The 17260-nt window shown below is 52.9% G+C and carries 17 protein-coding genes and 1 tRNA gene; all 18 read right to left on the reverse strand.

Annotated elements, in window-relative coordinates:
* Nucleotides 1–56: 56 nt before the first annotated feature.
* The 18 genes from ET33_RS29160 to ET33_RS29245 all read right to left on the reverse strand — a co-directional run bounded on the left by ET33_RS29160 (nucleotide 57) and on the right by ET33_RS29245 (nucleotide 17238).
* Entirely contained in the window at nucleotides 57–824 is a 768-nt protein-coding gene (locus ET33_RS29160) for a type III pantothenate kinase (protein ID WP_036690418.1), read from the reverse strand.
* Nucleotides 821–1708, reverse strand: coding sequence for a carboxylating nicotinate-nucleotide diphosphorylase (nadC, locus tag ET33_RS29165; protein ID WP_036690515.1), 888 nt, complete (start codon nucleotides 1706–1708; stop codon nucleotides 821–823). Before nadC ends, ET33_RS29160 begins: the two co-directional genes overlap by 4 nt.
* On the reverse strand, nucleotides 1701–3314 hold the full coding sequence (gene nadB / locus ET33_RS29170; RefSeq protein ID WP_036690420.1) for an L-aspartate oxidase: 1614 nt from the start codon (nucleotides 3312–3314) through the stop codon (nucleotides 1701–1703). The genes nadC and nadB overlap by 8 nt, the downstream gene beginning before the upstream one ends.
* A 35-nt stretch (nucleotides 3315–3349) precedes the next feature.
* A complete protein-coding gene (gene nadA, locus ET33_RS29175) occupies nucleotides 3350–4288 on the reverse strand; it encodes a quinolinate synthase NadA (protein WP_036690424.1) in 939 nt (312 codons plus the stop codon).
* A 293-nt stretch (nucleotides 4289–4581) separates the two neighbouring features.
* Nucleotides 4582–6549: an ATP-dependent zinc metalloprotease FtsH gene (ftsH, locus tag ET33_RS29180; protein WP_036690426.1), complete on the reverse strand. Its 1968-nt coding sequence runs from the start codon at nucleotides 6547–6549 to the stop codon at nucleotides 4582–4584.
* Between the two features lie 70 nt (nucleotides 6550–6619).
* Nucleotides 6620–7159 (reverse strand): hypoxanthine phosphoribosyltransferase, encoded by a 540-nt coding sequence (gene hpt / locus ET33_RS29185; protein WP_036690429.1) that lies wholly within the window; start codon nucleotides 7157–7159, stop codon nucleotides 6620–6622.
* A 16-nt stretch (nucleotides 7160–7175) separates the two neighbouring features.
* Entirely contained in the window at nucleotides 7176–8609 is a 1434-nt protein-coding gene (gene tilS, locus ET33_RS29190) for a tRNA lysidine(34) synthetase TilS (RefSeq protein ID WP_036690431.1), read from the reverse strand.
* An 83-nt stretch (nucleotides 8610–8692) separates the two neighbouring features.
* Complete coding sequence (locus ET33_RS29195; protein ID WP_036690433.1) at nucleotides 8693–9604, reverse strand: protein kinase domain-containing protein; 912 nt, start codon at nucleotides 9602–9604, stop codon at nucleotides 8693–8695.
* On the reverse strand, nucleotides 9588–10367 hold the full coding sequence (locus ET33_RS29200; protein WP_036690436.1) for a vWA domain-containing protein: 780 nt from the start codon (nucleotides 10365–10367) through the stop codon (nucleotides 9588–9590). Before ET33_RS29200 ends, ET33_RS29195 begins: the two co-directional genes overlap by 17 nt.
* A gap of 134 nt (nucleotides 10368–10501) precedes the next feature.
* Entirely contained in the window at nucleotides 10502–10978 is a 477-nt protein-coding gene (locus tag ET33_RS29205) for a JAB domain-containing protein (RefSeq protein ID WP_036690437.1), read from the reverse strand.
* Between the two features lie 153 nt (nucleotides 10979–11131).
* Complete coding sequence (gene spoIIE, locus ET33_RS29210) at nucleotides 11132–13627, reverse strand: stage II sporulation protein E (RefSeq protein WP_036690439.1); 2496 nt, start codon at nucleotides 13625–13627, stop codon at nucleotides 11132–11134.
* 419 nt (nucleotides 13628–14046) lie between these two features.
* Nucleotides 14047–14120 (reverse strand) — tRNA-Met (locus ET33_RS29215).
* 94 nt (nucleotides 14121–14214) lie between these two features.
* On the reverse strand, nucleotides 14215–14682 hold the full coding sequence (locus ET33_RS29220; protein ID WP_036690441.1) for a S1 domain-containing RNA-binding protein: 468 nt from the start codon (nucleotides 14680–14682) through the stop codon (nucleotides 14215–14217).
* Between the two features lie 116 nt (nucleotides 14683–14798).
* Nucleotides 14799–15128, reverse strand: coding sequence for an FtsB family cell division protein (locus tag ET33_RS29225; RefSeq protein WP_036690444.1), 330 nt, complete (start codon nucleotides 15126–15128; stop codon nucleotides 14799–14801).
* Between the two features lie 25 nt (nucleotides 15129–15153).
* Complete coding sequence (gene yabQ, locus ET33_RS29230; RefSeq protein ID WP_036690446.1) at nucleotides 15154–15735, reverse strand: spore cortex biosynthesis protein YabQ; 582 nt, start codon at nucleotides 15733–15735, stop codon at nucleotides 15154–15156.
* A complete protein-coding gene (gene yabP, locus ET33_RS29235) occupies nucleotides 15732–16016 on the reverse strand; it encodes a sporulation protein YabP (protein WP_025846843.1) in 285 nt (94 codons plus the stop codon). Before yabP ends, yabQ begins: the two co-directional genes overlap by 4 nt.
* 677 nt (nucleotides 16017–16693) lie before the next feature.
* Entirely contained in the window at nucleotides 16694–16966 is a 273-nt protein-coding gene (locus tag ET33_RS29240) for an RNA-binding S4 domain-containing protein (protein WP_010501445.1), read from the reverse strand.
* On the reverse strand, nucleotides 16966–17238 hold the full coding sequence (locus ET33_RS29245; RefSeq protein WP_010501443.1) for an HU family DNA-binding protein: 273 nt from the start codon (nucleotides 17236–17238) through the stop codon (nucleotides 16966–16968). The genes ET33_RS29240 and ET33_RS29245 overlap by 1 nt, the downstream gene beginning before the upstream one ends.
* Nucleotides 17239–17260 lie beyond the last annotated feature (22 nt).

A 17260-nucleotide genomic window follows, 5' to 3' on the forward strand; every position in this document is an offset into this window, starting at 1 on the left:
CCAGGGTCCGGGAAGCCGGATTAAGGGGTCCTGCTTGCTGCGAATATTCAGACCCCCTAGCTGATATTGCGTTCATATATAATTTGTAATCCCTGCAGCGTGAGAAGCGGATCGATCAAATCGATCGTGCGCGATTCCCCTGCAATGAGCTCTGCCAGCCCGCCCGTAGCAATAACTTTCGGCTCAACCCGGAACTCCTGCTTAATCCGGTCCACGATTCCATCCACTTGACCGGCGAAGCCGAAAATAATCCCAGCTTGCATCGATGCGACCGTATTGCGGCCAACGACGCTTTTCGGCTTCACCAGCTCAATTCGGGGCAGCTTTGCCGCTCGTTGATACAGAGCTTCGGTGGAAATGCTAATTCCAGGCGCCACGGCCCCGCCTATGAATTGGCCCCTCTCGTCGATATAGTCGAACGTCGTAGCCGTTCCAAAATCGACCACAATACAAGGCGAGCCGTACAGTTCGATGGCAGCGACTGCATTCACGATCCGGTCTGCGCCGACTTCCTTCGGGTTCTCGTAACGGATATTCAGCCCGGTCTTGATTCCAGGTCCTACAATCAATGGCGCTTTCTTCAAATAATTTAAACACAATTGTTCTAACACAAACATTAGAGGCGGCACGACGGAAGAAAGAATGACGCCATCGACCTGATCCAGGCCGATTCCCGCATGCTGGAATAGGTTGTACATGGTCATTCCGTACTCGTCCGAAGTGGCCGACCGGTTAGTACTTAGCCGCCAGTGGTGCAGCAGTTGCTTCCCGTCGTAAATCCCGAGCACGATGTTAGTATTCCCTACATCCACCACTAAGATCATGACCGGCCCGCCTTTTCTCCCGCGGAACCTTTCTGTTCGTTCAGATCCAAGCTGATATCAAGCGACTGAACGGAATAGGTCAGCCGACCGACGGAAATGACGTCCACCCCGCTCTGGGCAATGCCGCGGACAGTATCCAGCGTAACGTTTCCCGACGCTTCTACCATGATATGCGGAGCCTGATTTTTCATGCGCTGTACGGCTTGCGACATTTGCTCCGGCGACATGTTGTCGAGCATGACGATATCGGGACCGGCCGCTAACGCTTCTTCAAGCTGCTCGAAGGTCTCCACTTCGACTTCAATCTTCATCGTATGCGGAATTTGAGAGCGGGCCGCCACGATAGCTTCGCGGATCCCTCCTGCTCCCTTAATATGATTGTCTTTGATCATGACAGCATCATACAGTCCGAACCGGTGATTATGTCCTCCCCCGACACGAACCGCATATTTCTCCAGCATCCGGTGGCCTGGTGTTGTTTTGCGCGTATCCACGAGACGAACCGGCAGTCCTTCCAGCCGGTCCACGAACTGGCGCGTACGTGTAGCAATGCCGGACATGCGCTGCAGCAAATTCAGCGCGAGCCGCTCCCCGAGTAAGATGCTGCGGGTGCTGCCGGATACCTCCGCGATCACGGTGCCGTACCGGGCCGCTGCACCGTCATTCACCTTCGCTTCGAACCGAAGCTGTGGATCAACCAATGCAAAGACCGCTTCGGCTACCGAGAGCCCGGCGATAATGCCCTCGTCTTTGACGTGAATAATGCCTTTGGCTTGTGATTCTGCTGGAATCGTCGTCATCGTCGTGACGTCGCCCATCCCGATGTCTTCCTCAAGCCAAGCCCGCAAGCTTCGTTCCAAATTCGACCGGTTCAACTCAAACATCATCAATCCGTCCTTCCGTAATGCCGTTGGCACGATTAAACACGGTATGCTTGCGCCAAACCACGTCATCCTTGTCCGGGAAGTCCTCCCGGTAGTGTCCCCCGCGGCTTTCCTGCCTAATCAACGCGGCCTGCGTCGTCAGAAGTGCGCAAATAAGCAGATTGGCAAATTCATATTCTTCCCGCTTGGCCAAACAGCTGTCGAAGATCGATACGTGCCGCTTCAGCTCGTCGTAACCTTTTTCCAATCCTTGAGCGTGCCGCTTGAGCCCTGCATACCGAAGCATTACCTTTTGCAGCTTCAGCTTCTTTTCGACAACGGGCTGAATGGCGTTATCCTTGGACCGCTGCTCCTCTTGAATGTGGGGAAGCTCCGCGATCGGCGACAAGCGGTCGATCCGCTCGACAATCCGCCGCCCGAACACAATCGCTTCGGAAAGCGAGTTGCTTGCCAACCGGTTGGCCCCATGTACACCCGTAGAGGACACTTCCCCGCACGCAAACAGCCGTTTAACACTCGTTTCTCCGTGCAGGTCAGTTTCTACCCCGCCCATCATGTAATGAGCGGCCGGAGCTACCGGGATCCAATCGGACGATAAATCGAGTCCGTAGGACAGGCAGTATTCGTAAATCGTCGGAAACCGGTGCTTCACCGTTTCTTCCGATTCGTGCGTGAAATCAATGTAGACGAAGGTCGACTTGGTGTTCTCCATTTCGCTGACGATCGCCCGGGCGACAATATCCCGCGGAGCAAGCTCCAGCTGCGGATGGTACCGTTCCATGAACCGCTCGCCGTTAATATTGCGCAGTATGGCCCCTTCCCCGCGTACCGCTTCAGAGATAAGAAACCTTGGGGCTCCCGGATAGCACAAAGCCGTCGGATGGAACTGAATAAACTCCACGTCCCGGATATTCGCCCCTGCCCGGTAGGCAATCGCAATGCCGTCTCCGGTGGCGATATCGGGATTGGTCGTATAGCGGAACAATTGCCCCGCTCCGCCGGTACATAGGATGGTCGCCTTCGCATGAACGATCACCCGGCTGCCGTCCGGTTTTTGAACCAAGGCGCCATAGCATTCGCCGTTATCCGTAATTAAATCGATTACAAAATGGTCATCCCAAATCTCGATATTCGGATCCTGCTTCGTTTTCTCGGACAACGCACGCACGATTTCCGCACCGGTAGCGTCCCCTTGTGCATGAAGAATGCGCCTTTGGCTGTGCGCCCCCTCTTTCGTCAGCGCATAGCGTCCGTCCTCCATATCGAATTCGGTTCCCATCCGGATTAAATCCGTAACCCCGGCGGGTCCTTCATGGGCAAGAACGTCCACGGCCGCAGAAGAGCAAAGTCCGGCTCCCGCGATCAGCGTATCCTGCCGGTGATAGGCCGGCGAGTCTTCATCCGAGATGACTGCCGCGATTCCCCCCTGGGCGTACCGGGTGTTGCTATCCAGCAGCGACTTTTTGGTGACCATCAGCACTTTATGGTTCTCAGCGGAACGTAGTGCCGTGAAAAGACCGGCGATTCCTGCGCCGATCACAATGACGTCGGTATGTACCTGCGGCAGCTGCCGCACATCGAAATTAACCAAATAACGAGGTATCATCAGCTCTCACCCGTTCAACAAGGAAGTAGCGCATGCTACTTGACCTGCAGCATGCGCTCCAAGGATGTTCTGGCTTTGTCGGCCACTTGCGGCGGAACATAAATTTGAGGTTGGTTCGTCTCCAAACATTTGACCACTTTTTTCAAGTTGTTTACCTTCATATTCGGGCAAACCAAATATTTGGTGGCAAAATGGAACGTTTTGTTTGGGCTGTCGAGCCGGAGCTGATACCCCGTACCATCTTCCGTGCCGACGATAAACTCCTGACAATCGGATTCCCTGCAATATTTGATGATGGCTGTTGTACTGCCGACAAAATCACCGAGCTTGACGACCTCCGGGCGGCATTCGGGATGAACGACGAATTGCGCGTTCGGATATTGAGCTTTCATCTCTTCAACATCTTTGACGGTCAGCATGTCGTGAGTGTTGCAATAACCTTCCCAAATAATCATTTTCTTATCGGTAAATTTGGAAACGTAATCACCCAGGTTTTTATCGGGTACCCAGATGATTTCATCGGAGTCGACCGAGTTGATGACTTTGATGGCATTGGCCGACGTACAGCAAATGTCGGTCTCGGATTTGACGTCCGCCGACGTATTAATGTAGGCCACGACATTGGCGTTCGGATGCTTCTGCTTGAGTGCCCGCAGACCGTCGACATTGACCATGTCGGCCATCGGACAGCCGGCCCGCTCATCCGGGATGAGTACCGTTTTGTTCGGGGCCAATATTTTTGCGCTTTCACCCATAAAGTGCACGCCGCAGAATACGATCACATCGGCGTCGGTGGAAGCGGCTTTTTGAGCCAGCAGGAACGAATCCCCGCGAAAATCGGCTACCTCTTGAATCTCGTCACGCTGATAATAATGAGCAAGTATAATGGCATTCCGTTCTTTCTTCAGCTGGGCGATCCGCTCTTTCAGCTCTTTTTGCTGTTCCGCTTTACGCTCCAACGCTAATGCTTCCATGACGCACCATCCTTTTTTTCGTATGACCACCCTGATGTTTCCAAATCATATCTCTCTGGAACGTGCTGCAATAGCTGGTGAAAATGTTCACAAAGTGTTTAAAGATTTACACTTAATTTACACAACAGACCGGGCGGTGTCAATGCTGAAATAAGTACAAAAAGGCCGGAAAATTCCGGTCTCGTCTTATGGGCCGATCCGCTCCCTTTCCTAAGGCTAGTTTCTCGATCAACGTTCCGTTTTAGCCTAAAAGGAAAAACCGGCGCTTTGCGGCACCGGTTTTGTTTGCAAAATTATTTATTTTCCTCTTTGTCGCCATCCGATTCGTTTTTCTCGAAATCAAGCTTGTTGGCTTCGGATTCTTGATGCTGCCCCTGGATGTTCACTTTCACATCATCCGGCTTCACTTCCCCGTCTTCTTTCACGGGTCCGAGCTTGCCGGTCTCGATCAGCTCGCGAATCTGTTCCTTCTCCAGCGTTTCTTTCTCGATCAACGTTTCAGCTATCAAGCGCACTTGGTCGCTATACTTGGTCAAAATGTCTTTGGCCCGGTCATAGCAGGCGCGCATAATCGATTGCATCTCTTGGTCGATCTCGTAAGCGATAGCATCGCTGTAGTTCTGTTCGTGTCCGATATCGCGGCCCAAGAATACTTGACCCTGCGTTGCCCCGAACTGCATCGGACCGAGCTTGTCACTCATTCCGTACTCCATAATCATGCGGCGTACGATGCCTGTGGCTCGTTGGAAGTCGCTGTAAGCCCCCGTTCCGATTTGACCGATGAACAGTTCCTCGGAGACGCGTCCTGCAAGAAGTCCGGTGACTTTGTCAAGCAGCTCATTCTTTGTCTGCATCATCCGGTCTTCGCCTTCCTTCGGCAGCATCATGACGTAACCACCAGCGCGGCCGCGCGGAATGATCGTTACCTTGTGCACAACGTCAGCGTCCTCGACATGAACACCGACAATCGTATGGCCGGCTTCGTGGAAAGCGACCATTCTTTTCTCGCGATCGCTGATGACGCGGCTCTTCTTCTGCGTTCCGACAATCACGCGGTCGAACGCCTCGTCGATCTCGTCCATCGAAATGTCTTTCCGGTTGCGGCGGGCTGCAATAAGCGCCGCTTCGTTCAACAGGTTTTCAAGGTCCGCACCGGTAAATCCGGTTGTGTAACGGGAAAGCTGATCCAGCTTCACATCTTTAGCCAGCGGCTTGTTGCGTGCATGCACCTTCAGCACCGCTTCGCGGCCTTTCACATCCGGACGGTCAACGGTAATTTGACGGTCGAAGCGTCCCGGACGCAGCAAGGCAGGGTCCAAAATGTCCGGACGGTTCGTTGCGGCCACGATGATGATTCCTTCGTTGGCGCCAAAGCCGTCCATCTCAACCAGCAACTGGTTGAGCGTCTGCTCGCGCTCGTCGTGCCCGCCGCCTAATCCGGCGCCGCGCTGACGGCCGACAGCATCGATTTCATCTATAAATATGATACAAGGGGCGTTTTTCTTAGCATTTTCGAACAAATCGCGTACACGGGAAGCACCGACACCTACGAACATTTCCACGAAGTCGGAACCGCTGATACTAAAGAACGGCACACCGGCTTCACCGGCTACGGCTCTGGCAAGCAGCGTTTTACCGGTACCCGGAGGACCGACCAACAGAACCCCTTTCGGGATACGGGCGCCTACGGCTGCGAATTTGCGCGGGTCTTTCAAAAATTCGACCACTTCAACCAGCTCTTGCTTCTCCTCATCGGCTCCGGCAACGTCCTCGAACGTTACGCGCTTCTTCTCTTCATTATAGAGCCTTGCCCGGCTTTTGCCGAAGTTCATGACTTTTCCGCCGCCACCCTGCGCCTGATTCAACAGGAAGAAAAACAGGATGAAGATGATCACAAACGGGATAATGGAGGTAAGGAAGCTGATCCAAACATTGTCCCCTTCCATTTTCTCGATGTAAACGTTCCCTTGGGGAATGTCGCTGTTTTCGATCAAACGGAAGATTTGCGGGTCATAAGGCGCACGAGATTCGAAATTTTTCTTATCCGTAGAAGCGTTCTTATATTTCCCCCGAACCAGATACGTTTGAGCATCGTATTTTACGATGATGGATTCGACATTCTTTTCGACTAAGGCCACGCGGAGCTTATCGTAGCTGATGGTGTCTTTCTGTTCATTCTGTGTACTGATAAAATGAACGATTCCGACGGTGACCAAAAAAATGAGCAGATAAAAGCCTGTATTGCGAATAATGCGATTCATCCCCTACCTCCTCTCAACAACGGCAACTTTGTATATTGTACCACAGCAAGTCTTGGCATCTCAAGAAATGCTATTGGGAGTAAACTTCGGGCTTCAGCACGCCGACATACGGCAGGTTCCGGTATTTCTCCGCATAGTCCAAGCCGTATCCCACCACGAACGCGTCCGGGATCACGAAGCCTTTATAGTCTGCGTCCAACTCTGCCGATCTACGCGCCGGTTTGTCGAATAACGCGGCGACGGTAATGGAAAGGGCGTTGCGGCGTTCCAGCACGTCGATCAAATAGCTCAGCGTCAAGCCGCTGTCGATAATGTCCTCGACGATCACAATGTGGCGTCCCTCTACGGAAATATCGAGGTCCTTAATGATTTTGACCACACCCGACGATTTCGTCGATGCGCCATAGCTGGATACGGCCATGAAATCGAGCTCAAGCGGAATCGTAATCTGCTTGACCAAATCGGCCATAAAGATGAACGCGCCCTTCAGTACGCAAATGACCAACGGGTTGCGTCCTTCGAAATCGCGGCTGATCTGCTCGCCCATTTCTTTGATTTTGTCTTGAATTTGCTGCTCGCTGTACAGTACTTCTTGAATGTCGTTTTGCAAGAGAGGTCCTCCCACTTTAATAAAAATCTTTGCCATGAATTTCCACTTGAATATGTAGCATTCGCTTCGTTCGACCGGTTATCGAAGCGGCCGAAGACCGCCGAACGCCCGGTAGCCAAAGCACGCTGCCGCCGGCGTCCGCAAGGATCGGAATCGTCTCGCGCAAGGTAGGAGGCACTTTCGCATCGATGAACATATCTTTTACCTTTTTCGTCCCGTTTAGTCCGAGCGGCTTCATCCGGTCTCCCGGAAGGCGGCTTCGGACCGTGAGAGGCATGGCAAGTTCCTCCGCATCGAAACAGGCGGTCCAGGCATCGGTACATTCTGGGTGCTCCTCTTCGCTGTCCAAGAGGCGGAGCTTGAGGCGGACTCCCGTCTCGGGAATCGCAAGCTCCGTCTGGCCTTCGCGCAGCATGTACGCGTAAGGGAGAGGTCGTAACACCATAGTATGAACCGCAATACGATCATATTCCCTGCTGAGCGCGATGTTCTGCCCGATTTCCAATCGAAAATTGGACGGTCGTTCACGCAGAACAGCCGTCCGAAATTGTTCGACTTTCAGGAAATCCATGGAATCCGGGTCGGAAGCAAGATAATTTAATATTAGTTTAATCAACCGCCTTTGTAAAGCAACATGTACCCCTGTATACCATTTTGCGGAAAAGCTGTAACAAGCGTTTTTTCGGGTTACGTGCCGCTCGCAGATCCGCCGGACTTCCCGGTCCATAAAATCGTCTTCTCCGGCCATCGTCTCCGCCAGCCGGTTCAACGCCGCGGGCAGCTGTTCGTTATAGCGGGACAGAAAGGGGAGCACATCCATTCGCACCTGATTGCGAACGTACTTTCTCTCCAAATTGCTGCTGTCCGTACAATACGGCAGCCCCTCCGCTTCGCAGTACCGGATAATATCCGCTTTGTATATACGCAGCAAGGGACGTATGAGTTCCAAACCATTTTCTACCATTCTGCGCACCGGAATGCCCGACAATCCCGAAGGCCCCGTTCCGCGCAGCAGCCGCATCAGCACCGTCTCCGCCTGATCGTCCGCATGGTGGGCGAGCGCGATTCGCCGCGAACCCGTTCGCCTCGCCACGTCGAACAAAAACTCGTACCGCTTGTCCCGGGCGGCGGCTTGGGGGTTCCGACCCGTTTCTTCTATAATACGGGGCATGTCGATGAAGATCGTTTCCACAGGAAGGCCCCATCGCTCGGCGAGGGACTTCACCAGCTCCGCCTCCCGGTCCGCTTCGGCGCCCCGGAAGCCGTGATTCACATGAGCGACGGTAAGCCGGAAACGATAACGGCCGGATAACGCAAAAAGGAGGTGCAGCAGCCCGACGGAATCGGGTCCGCCCGATACCGCCACGACCACGCCGTCCCCCGGTTCGATCAACGCTTCGTCTTGTATAAAGCGCTCCACTTGCAAAGATAATGTTTCCGCCGTCTCCATGAATGAACAACCTCTCGTCTGACGAACCTTCTCGTTTGACTATTACCCGATCCGGGCCGTCTTGAATTGCCTTTGTCTGCATTTTATTGCAATACGAAATAAATGGCCGCGCCGAACATCAGCAAAGAAGCGGCGAAGCACAGCTTGATCCAGCCCCCTTTAACCGGCTTCTTGCGCACCGGGCGGTAAGCCGAGCCGCGGGCGCGCCAGTCGGCCAGCGCTTGCTTGGAGCTCGTGTAGCGGCCCGTCAGCGCTTTGCGCAGCACCGGAGCCGACGGCGCGAGCAGCGCATTGCCCTTCAGCATATCGAGCAGCCACTCGACGTTGCGGTTCTGGGGCAGCAGCGAATTCACAGAGTGAAACCGGCGTTCCCGGTCCGTCACGCTTAGCACCAGTACCGCGAAGGCGAACAGATCGTACGCGTCGTCCGCCATCCGTGTACCGGCATTCCAGAAGCCGCGGTCGTACACCTCCGTAAACTGTTTTACCGCGCGTCCTTTGGCCGTTACGCCGCCGAAATCGATCAAGGCCACGTCGCCATAGCCCGATATGATCATATTCTCGGCCTTCAAGTCACCGAAGACGAAGCCGCTCGCATGCAGCTCGGACAGCTTCCGCAGCAGGTTCAACCCGATGAGATGAATCCAATCGCTGCCGTACTGCTTCATGTATTCCGTCAAGGACTTTCCTTTGATATACTTTGTGACGCAAAAAGGATAATCCGTGCCTTCCCATGAAAAATCGTCGACATCAATCAACGTCTGCTGAAACGATGTGGACGATTGGGACAACGCCTTCAGCGCATTGACCTCGGACTGATGGTCCACGGCGTCGAAGCCGACCTTAAGCGCGTAATACCGCTTCCCCCGGGAGACCAGATATACTTTGCCGTTGGCTCCTTCGCCAAGCAGCCGCTCCACACGGTACGCGTTATGATTCCATTTGCCGTTTACGAGGGTTCCCGCCGAAAAAGCGGGCCTAAACGACGTAGTCACCGAATATCCCATCCTCGCTTGATCTCATGCGGCTGTCGGCCGTCGGCCGATCCCCCGCTGCATTATGCTTGCTTCTATATGTATCATCGGCCGAGCCGTTCATAAATTCAACGACTTTGAGCAGCGCCGGTCCTGTCGGCGTCGTACCCTTCATGTTTAATTTATAAAACAACCGGTTCAAATTTGCAAGGTCGCGGGTCCAGCCGAAGTCCATCTCGACCTCCTGATCGCCCGATACGTTACCCGGAAAATGAAAAACGGACAGCAGACTCTCGCCCATTCTCGATTGCAGGCTGAGCTGCAGATCGTAGATCGCTTCCTTGACGGCCGGCAGCTTCGGCTTCATGCTGGCGCTGGCGTCGATCAGCAAAGCGACCTTCAGATCCGCCGTTTCCGTCAAATCGTCAATGACCCGCACCACTTCGGACCGCTGCTCCGGCGGCAAAGCTTCCAGCTTCGTCGTCTGGCCCAGAATGCTCCGCAGCTCTTGCCCGACCACCTGTTGAATCGATTGGACGACTGTTTTACGCGTCATCATCTGCATCGTCTGCGAAAGCTGCGACGGCTGCACGGTCCGGCTCATGCCGCCACCCGCTGCGGCAATCTCGTCAATCTCGGAAGCGCCTAGCTCGCCGATCTCGCCAGCGTCGAGCACCCCGATGACGTGAACGATAATACCATTCGTTTTCGCTTCGGCCGCCGCGACGACCGGGCTAATTCCGACATTGGAGCAGCCGTCGGTCATAAGTATGATCTGCTTCATCTGTTCATCCTCCCATCTATCTATTACCCAGTTTTTCCAGTTGGGAGAATTCTAAACTTGCCCTCCAGTGTGACATTTCGAACAATGCAGAAACAAAAAAATCCGACCTCGCTTAAGGAGTAAGCGGATCGGATTCATTTTTCAGGTTCAGACTGGCCCCTGTTCAGCAATCCTTGCTCAGCCATGCTGCAATACTTCCCATCGCCTGTAATAATATGGTCGAGCACTTCGATCATCATCAGATTGCCGGCTTCGACAATCCTCTGCGTGATTTCGATATCCTCCTCGCTTGGCATCGGATCGCCGGAAGGGTGGTTATGGAACAGCACGATACTGGCTGCATTGTTCAAAATGGCCGCTTTGAAAACTTCCCTTGGATGAATTAGCACTGCATTCAACGTGCCGATGGCGAGGACATGAATACCCGCCACAACATTGCGTGAGTCCAGCGTCAGAATGCCAAACTTCTCAACCGCTTCGTTATTCAAATCGAGAACGGTCTGAATAATCTGGTTTGCATCTTCCGGAGAGCTTATTTTTTTACTATTCAAATGATATAACCCACTTTTTTCTTTGACTTGCTTAACCGAATAGAAGTTTATTCTTTCCATCTTCAGGCTCCTTTCGGAATCCAACCTACCTTATTGTACTGGATTCCACACCCTTCCAGCAAACTCCTATCGGTTTATAAATTTTATGTATCCGTAACAGCCGCAGCTCCCCCTGTTACTGCGGCTGATTTTGCACCCGCTTTCATACCCGCATTAACTTACCGTCTTCGGACGATCCACACGCTGCATGCCGGGCCAACGGAACGTAGCCCACTCCGGCTGGAACTTCACGATCCGCGCGACGACTACCGTCATATCGTCATAAATGTCCCCATGATGATACCGCACCACCCTTTCCAATAAAATGTCGGCAAAATCCTGCGGGCTGTCCGCCTCGATCTCGCTGATCATCCGTTTCATCCACAGCTCCTTATTCACCGCATGGCCCGGCGCGTCGTAGATGCCGTCCGTCATCATGATCAATATATCGTCATGCCGCAAAGGCACGCTGACCAGATCGACGTCAATGTCGTGCACGATCCCTACGGGCAAATTGTTGGCGGTTACCGGGATTACCTCATCTCCTCTCTTGATAAAGCTAGGCGTCGAGCCGATCTTCAGAAAGGTGGTCTGCGCGTTGTACAAGTCGACAAGTGCCACATCGACCGTCGCAAACATCTCGTCCGACGAGCGCAGCATCAGCACCGAATTGACGGATTTGATCGCCAGCTTCTCGTCCATGCCGGATTGCAGCAGCTGCTGCAAAATCGACAGCGCCGTGCTGCTCTCTGCCCGGGCACGCTCGCCATTGCCCATGCCGTCGCTCAGCGCAACCGCAAACTTGCCGTTGCCAAGCTCCACGGTACTGAAGCTGTCGCCCGACAGCAAATCGCCTCCTTTGGCCGCTGCGGCCACCCCGGTTTCCACCTCGTATTCCTTCGCCGAACCGAACAGCACCGTGCTGTAGCCTTCCTTCCGCTCCATCGCCTGCTCGTTCTTGACGGCAATGTTCTCCCCGACAATTTCGGAAAGCAGCGGCGCGATGATTTTGCGGCATTCGTCAAAGCCTCTCGTATATTGATGAACGATTTCGATCTCGACATTGCCTTCGTCCAAGCTGATGACATCGATGCTATGTATGGAGAGCCCCAGCTCTTCCAGCGCGCTGCGGATCTGCTCTTCCTGCATGAAGAGCTCCTGTCCTTCCCGTTTAATTTCTTTCGCCAGGTCCTCCATCACCTGGGATACTCCGGACAATTGATCCGCTACGATCTGGCGGCTGTCGACGATCTGCTTCTTCCAATGCTGATCGTGCTTGTACAATTGATACTGCTGCTTCATCACCTCCAAGACTTGATCCGGCTTAATGCACTGCTTCTTCCACTGCGGCCGGACATCCTTGCGCGACATATTTTCTCGAAGCTCCACCTCCGTCATCATATCGGTCATAAATTTATAGGTCTGATAAAACTTGCCGTCCCAGCACTGCTTCTTCTTCCAGCAGTTCGTGCACGACTTCTCCGCCACCGAATTCATGAAATGGCCGACTTCCTCCTCCTTGCGCGCCGGCTGCGCATCGACGGTCACCTGCTTGAAGCTGCGGGAGAGCTGCTTGAACACCTCGGAAAACTGCTCGACGCGGCTCGCGGTCACATCCCGCACCCGCTTGGCGTAGTCGTGCTGCGATTTTAGATTTTCCTGCGTTCCCGGCACGTATTTGGCCAGCATCTGAATGACTCCCTTCGGCGTCATCAGGAACATCGAGACCGCGACCACCGACTCCCATGTGGAATGAATCACCTCCGACGAATTTCCTAAATAAAAGGAAAGAATGGAAGAACCGATCAGCATGCCAAGCGCTACCGCCATTTTGTTGCCTTCACGCAGCAGCCCGGCAAGCATCCCCGCAAACGCCAGCAAGCTCATCTGATAAATGGCGCTTGCATTCGCAAGGCTTAGAATAAGCCCGGAGATAACCCCCACGGAAGCTCCGAGCGGCGCCCCGCCAACGAGCGCAAACAGCAGGATCAGGTAACGCGACATCACGTGCTCCAGCGTAACCGGCCCGATAAGCCAACCGACGGTTCCCGTCATCACCGAAGCAAGGAGAATGATCAGACAGATAACTTCTTCGTTTTTTAAATTGAAATTTTTGCGGGTTAACGTAAACACGGGAATCGCTTGCAGGAATATATGCGTCAGAATGAGACTAAGCGTCGATTCGATGCCCGTCATCATCAGCGTATACCAGCTCAGTTCCGCAGAGGCCAAATGGGAGAACAGCTGAACGAAAAACGTGGCGGCGAATACGATTCCCGGGGCATATGAGATGTCAGACCGCTCGAACCGCTCTACGCCTTTTTGAATCAGCAAGAAGACTAGCATCTGCGCGACCAGGTATCCCGTATGCTTCGGATCGATGGAGAACAGACTGCCCGCAGCCAGAAATACGCCGGACCAATAGAGCAGCTCCCTCCGCAAAAAATACATGACCGCGAAAAAGGCGACCGCGAACGGCGCGAGCTGATCGAGGATCATCGCCCGGCCCAGCAAAAACGCCATCAGCAGCAGCAATATCGACCATTTCTTGGCGACGAACCACTGCACCAACCGGTTTTTCACGACCAACGCAATGATGCCTTGCTTGATCCGAAGCACCCATCCCGACGCTGCCGTTCCCATTGCATTCATACTTTGACGTTTTTGCATATTTTCATCACACCACCCATAGACTATTAGTGGTCTTAGTATATAAGCTGTCCATCGGAAAGTTTGTCAGAATGCGGGGGCTGGTCCAAAGTTTTTTCCGACAAAATGAGTTGCTGCCGCAAATCGCCCTGAATCAGCGGATTAACAGAAAATGAAAGCGCTATCAAAAGAATCCGGTTTCATGCACTTCACTTTATGTTCGTGACTTGTTCGCAGCGGACCTTTGTCCTTTACGTTACAACCTGTCGATTCGCCGGGGCCTCCCGAAAGATACGACAAAAAAAGTCCGGTCCGGTCCGACTTGTGACAAAGTCATGGCTTTCCCGCCAACCAGGCGAAAAAACGGCAAACAAAAAACCTGATCGTCTGACGATTCTCACCGCCCGACTTCAGGTTTATTCGCTTTGCCTCTTCCATTATAGCGGCAGAGGGGATCGAACCCCCGACCTTACGGGTATGAACCGTACGCTCTAGCCAGCTGAGCTACGCCGCCGCAACAAGCATGAGTATATAACAGCGGGGAAGGGCTTGTCAAGTACTCGCAAAAAAACCGAATGAGTCTCGACCCATCCGGTTCCGTCTATTTATTAGTCACGACGCGCGCCGCGTCCGCCTCTTTTGCCCTCGGTATTTTTCTTCAAGGAAGAGATGCGATCCTCGCTATCTTTCAGAAAGCGCGCCATTTTATCTTCGAAGGTAACGTGCTTGTTAGCGGGAGGTCTGCCACCACCACGGCCTCCACGGTCCCCTCGGCCGAAGCCGCCGCGGTCGCCTTGTCTTTCAAAACGAGCGGGCCTTGTCGGAGCGGCATCCACCGGGCGATCGACCGCTTGCTTGATCGATAATCCGATTTTGCCGTCTTTGTCGACATTAATCACTTTTACGGTTACGATATCGTTAAGCTTCAGATGATCATTGACATCCTTGACATAGTTGTCCGCAATCTCCGAGATGTGCACAAGGCCAGTAACCCCCTCAGATAGCTCAACGAACGCCCCAAAGTGAGTAATGCCTGTCACTTTTCCTTGCAGCTTGCTGCCCACTTCAATTGCCATAAAGTAAACTAATCCTCCCTTAAATAGTTAAGAAACAAAGAGAAATTGAAGCTATGCCGATTATAACTTACGGAGAAAATACGGTCAACACAAGGCTGTGCCCATCTTTTGCCGAGTTACTTCTGGGTCGGTTTCGGGGCATAAAATAACGTCTCCCCTTGCTTGACATAGTGCAGCTCTTTGCGAATTTTTTGCTCTACGTACTCGGGGTCGTTCAGACGCGCGATCTCACGCTGTAAAGTTTCGTTCTGCTGCTGCGCTTCCGCTGCTTTCTGCTGCACCGCGCTAAGCTTCTGGTTACGCTCGCTGATTTTACCGACCTGATTCCAAAGTGTGACACCAGCCCAACTCAAAAAACAAGCCAGCATCAGCATGACCAAACGGCGTCGGCGAAAGGAGCCTTTGTTATGCGGTTGCATCGGATTGGTTTTCGAGACTGCCTGCATGTACCTGAAATCCTCCTACGTACGATCAAAAGAGTCGACGGAGCCATGCCGCGATGCTTTGACCGGTTTTCAGAACCCATGCGGGGACGGAAACGCGAAAACGGATCCATCGACCGAAAGGCTTGAGAAGCCATAACAGCAATTTCCACACAGGATAAAGCAATTGTAACACAATTTTGTACAGGAATATAGCTGTCGCGGCCAAAAATCCCAAAAAGATCACAACGATGCGGTACATCACCAGGGCCGGCTTTATAATCAACAGCTGAACCGTCCGCTTGCCGAACCGGATCGTAGCCAGCACGACACGGATCATAAACCGTATTACCCGGATCATCGTCCGGCTAAACACCAAAAAGTAAAAAATAATCCCGATCCCGAGGCCCAAAAATATAAACGGGCGCACTTCGCCCCAATTGCTCTCGTACAGCAGTACGAACACCAGGAGCGTGCCGATGAACCAATAGAGAAGATCCAGAATCGCCCGGAGCCATGCCCGTACTTTCAGCTGGCCGGAAAGCACCCGGTACACGTCATACAATCCCCCGAGCGCCAGACCTCCCGCATACATCATCCCCAGGGTGATGAATTGGATGTGCAGCGTCACTTGAACAGCTTACTCAGGAATCCCTTGGTTTTCCCTTGGGAGTTTGCGTCAACATAGGCCAGCTCGTTCACGTACCCTTCGATGGCAACGAGACCCTGCTCCAGGCTCAAGTTTTTGATATGTAAATTTTGCCCCTTGATCATCAAATATCCGCATTCGGTTTCAAGCAAAAATTCTTCGCTGTCGAAGCTCTCCACATTCAACACGCCGGATACCTCGAGCAGCTTGCGGTTGAGCATCTTGATCTCCTGCCGTTTCACCTTCCCCGGCTGTTCTACCATGGCTTGGTTCATCCTCCTTGGACGCTTTGGCGCAGCTTGGGCTTCACCCATGCGCTGACGCTTCGAGTTGTGCTCATGGCCTACGGCCGCTCTTGAAAACGGGTTATCTTCATATTGAATTTCAGAGGAAATAACCCGTTTTCAAAGGCGGCACGTAAACTCTCCGGCCATGACACAACTCTGCGCTGCGCTATATGAAAAGACAACGTGCGCACAAAGCTTGTTTACTTAAAAATATGGAGGTCGTCCGAGGTTTAGAACCACCAATAGTAGGGAGAAGGAATCCGCCTCGAATGGAAGGTAAAACCGGAGGTCTAGAAAAAAACTTTTTATAGAGTCGCGAGGGATCGATGGTTTTACAAATAGAGGAACTTTAAGTGTGTTATTGCATCCAAATTAGCCCGACCGGACAAAATAGAGAACCTGACGTGCGTTAACAGCCTTATATCGGGGGATATGAACCTTTTTCGACACGGTTAAAGAACCCTGGTTCCGCTAAGTCCAATGAATATCTCACAAGCTCGACTTAACACATCATGGTTCCTTTATTTGTACAGCGGGACCGGGTACCTTTCCGACTCCGGTGACAGATCATTCTTGAGGTACGGGTTTCACGGTCCCGGCCACGGAGTTAGACTAAAAAAAGACCGGAAAGCTCCGGTCTCTTTGGCGGGCCTTTAAAATAAAGGCTCGGGTTTATTCATTTCTTCTTTGAGCAGCGTGTACATCTTGGCCGCGTCTTCCTTGCGGGTCGACTCGGACAGCAGTTCCACGCGCACGGTCACCAGCTTTTGCCCGAACTGAATGGTCAGCTCGTCACCCACTTTCACCGCGCTGCTCGGTTTTGCCTCCCGTCCGTTGATCCAGACGCGGCCCTGTTCGGACACGTCCTTCGCAACAGTGCGCCGCTTGATCAGGCGGGAGAGCTTGAGAAACTTGTCAAGCCGCATTACTTCACCGCTTCTTTAAGCTTGTTACCTGCTTTGAATGCAGGAACCTTGGACTCAGGAATGGTGATTTCTTTGCCCGTTTGCGGGTTACGACCTGTACGGCCGGAGCGTTTGCGGGTTTCGAACGTACCGAAGCCGATCAATTGTACTTTGTCACCGTTGGACAATGCTTCCGTAACTTCGCCAAGGAAGCTGTTCAATACGGATTCCACGTCTTTTTTAGTCAAGCCGCTTTTTTCTGCGATGTTGTTGATAAGATCGGTTTTGTTCATGAGTTTAATATCCTCCTCTTAA

It is taken from the genome of Paenibacillus tyrphae (genome assembly GCF_000722545.1).
Lineage (GTDB): Bacteria > Bacillota > Bacilli > Paenibacillales > NBRC-103111 > Paenibacillus_G > Paenibacillus_G tyrfis.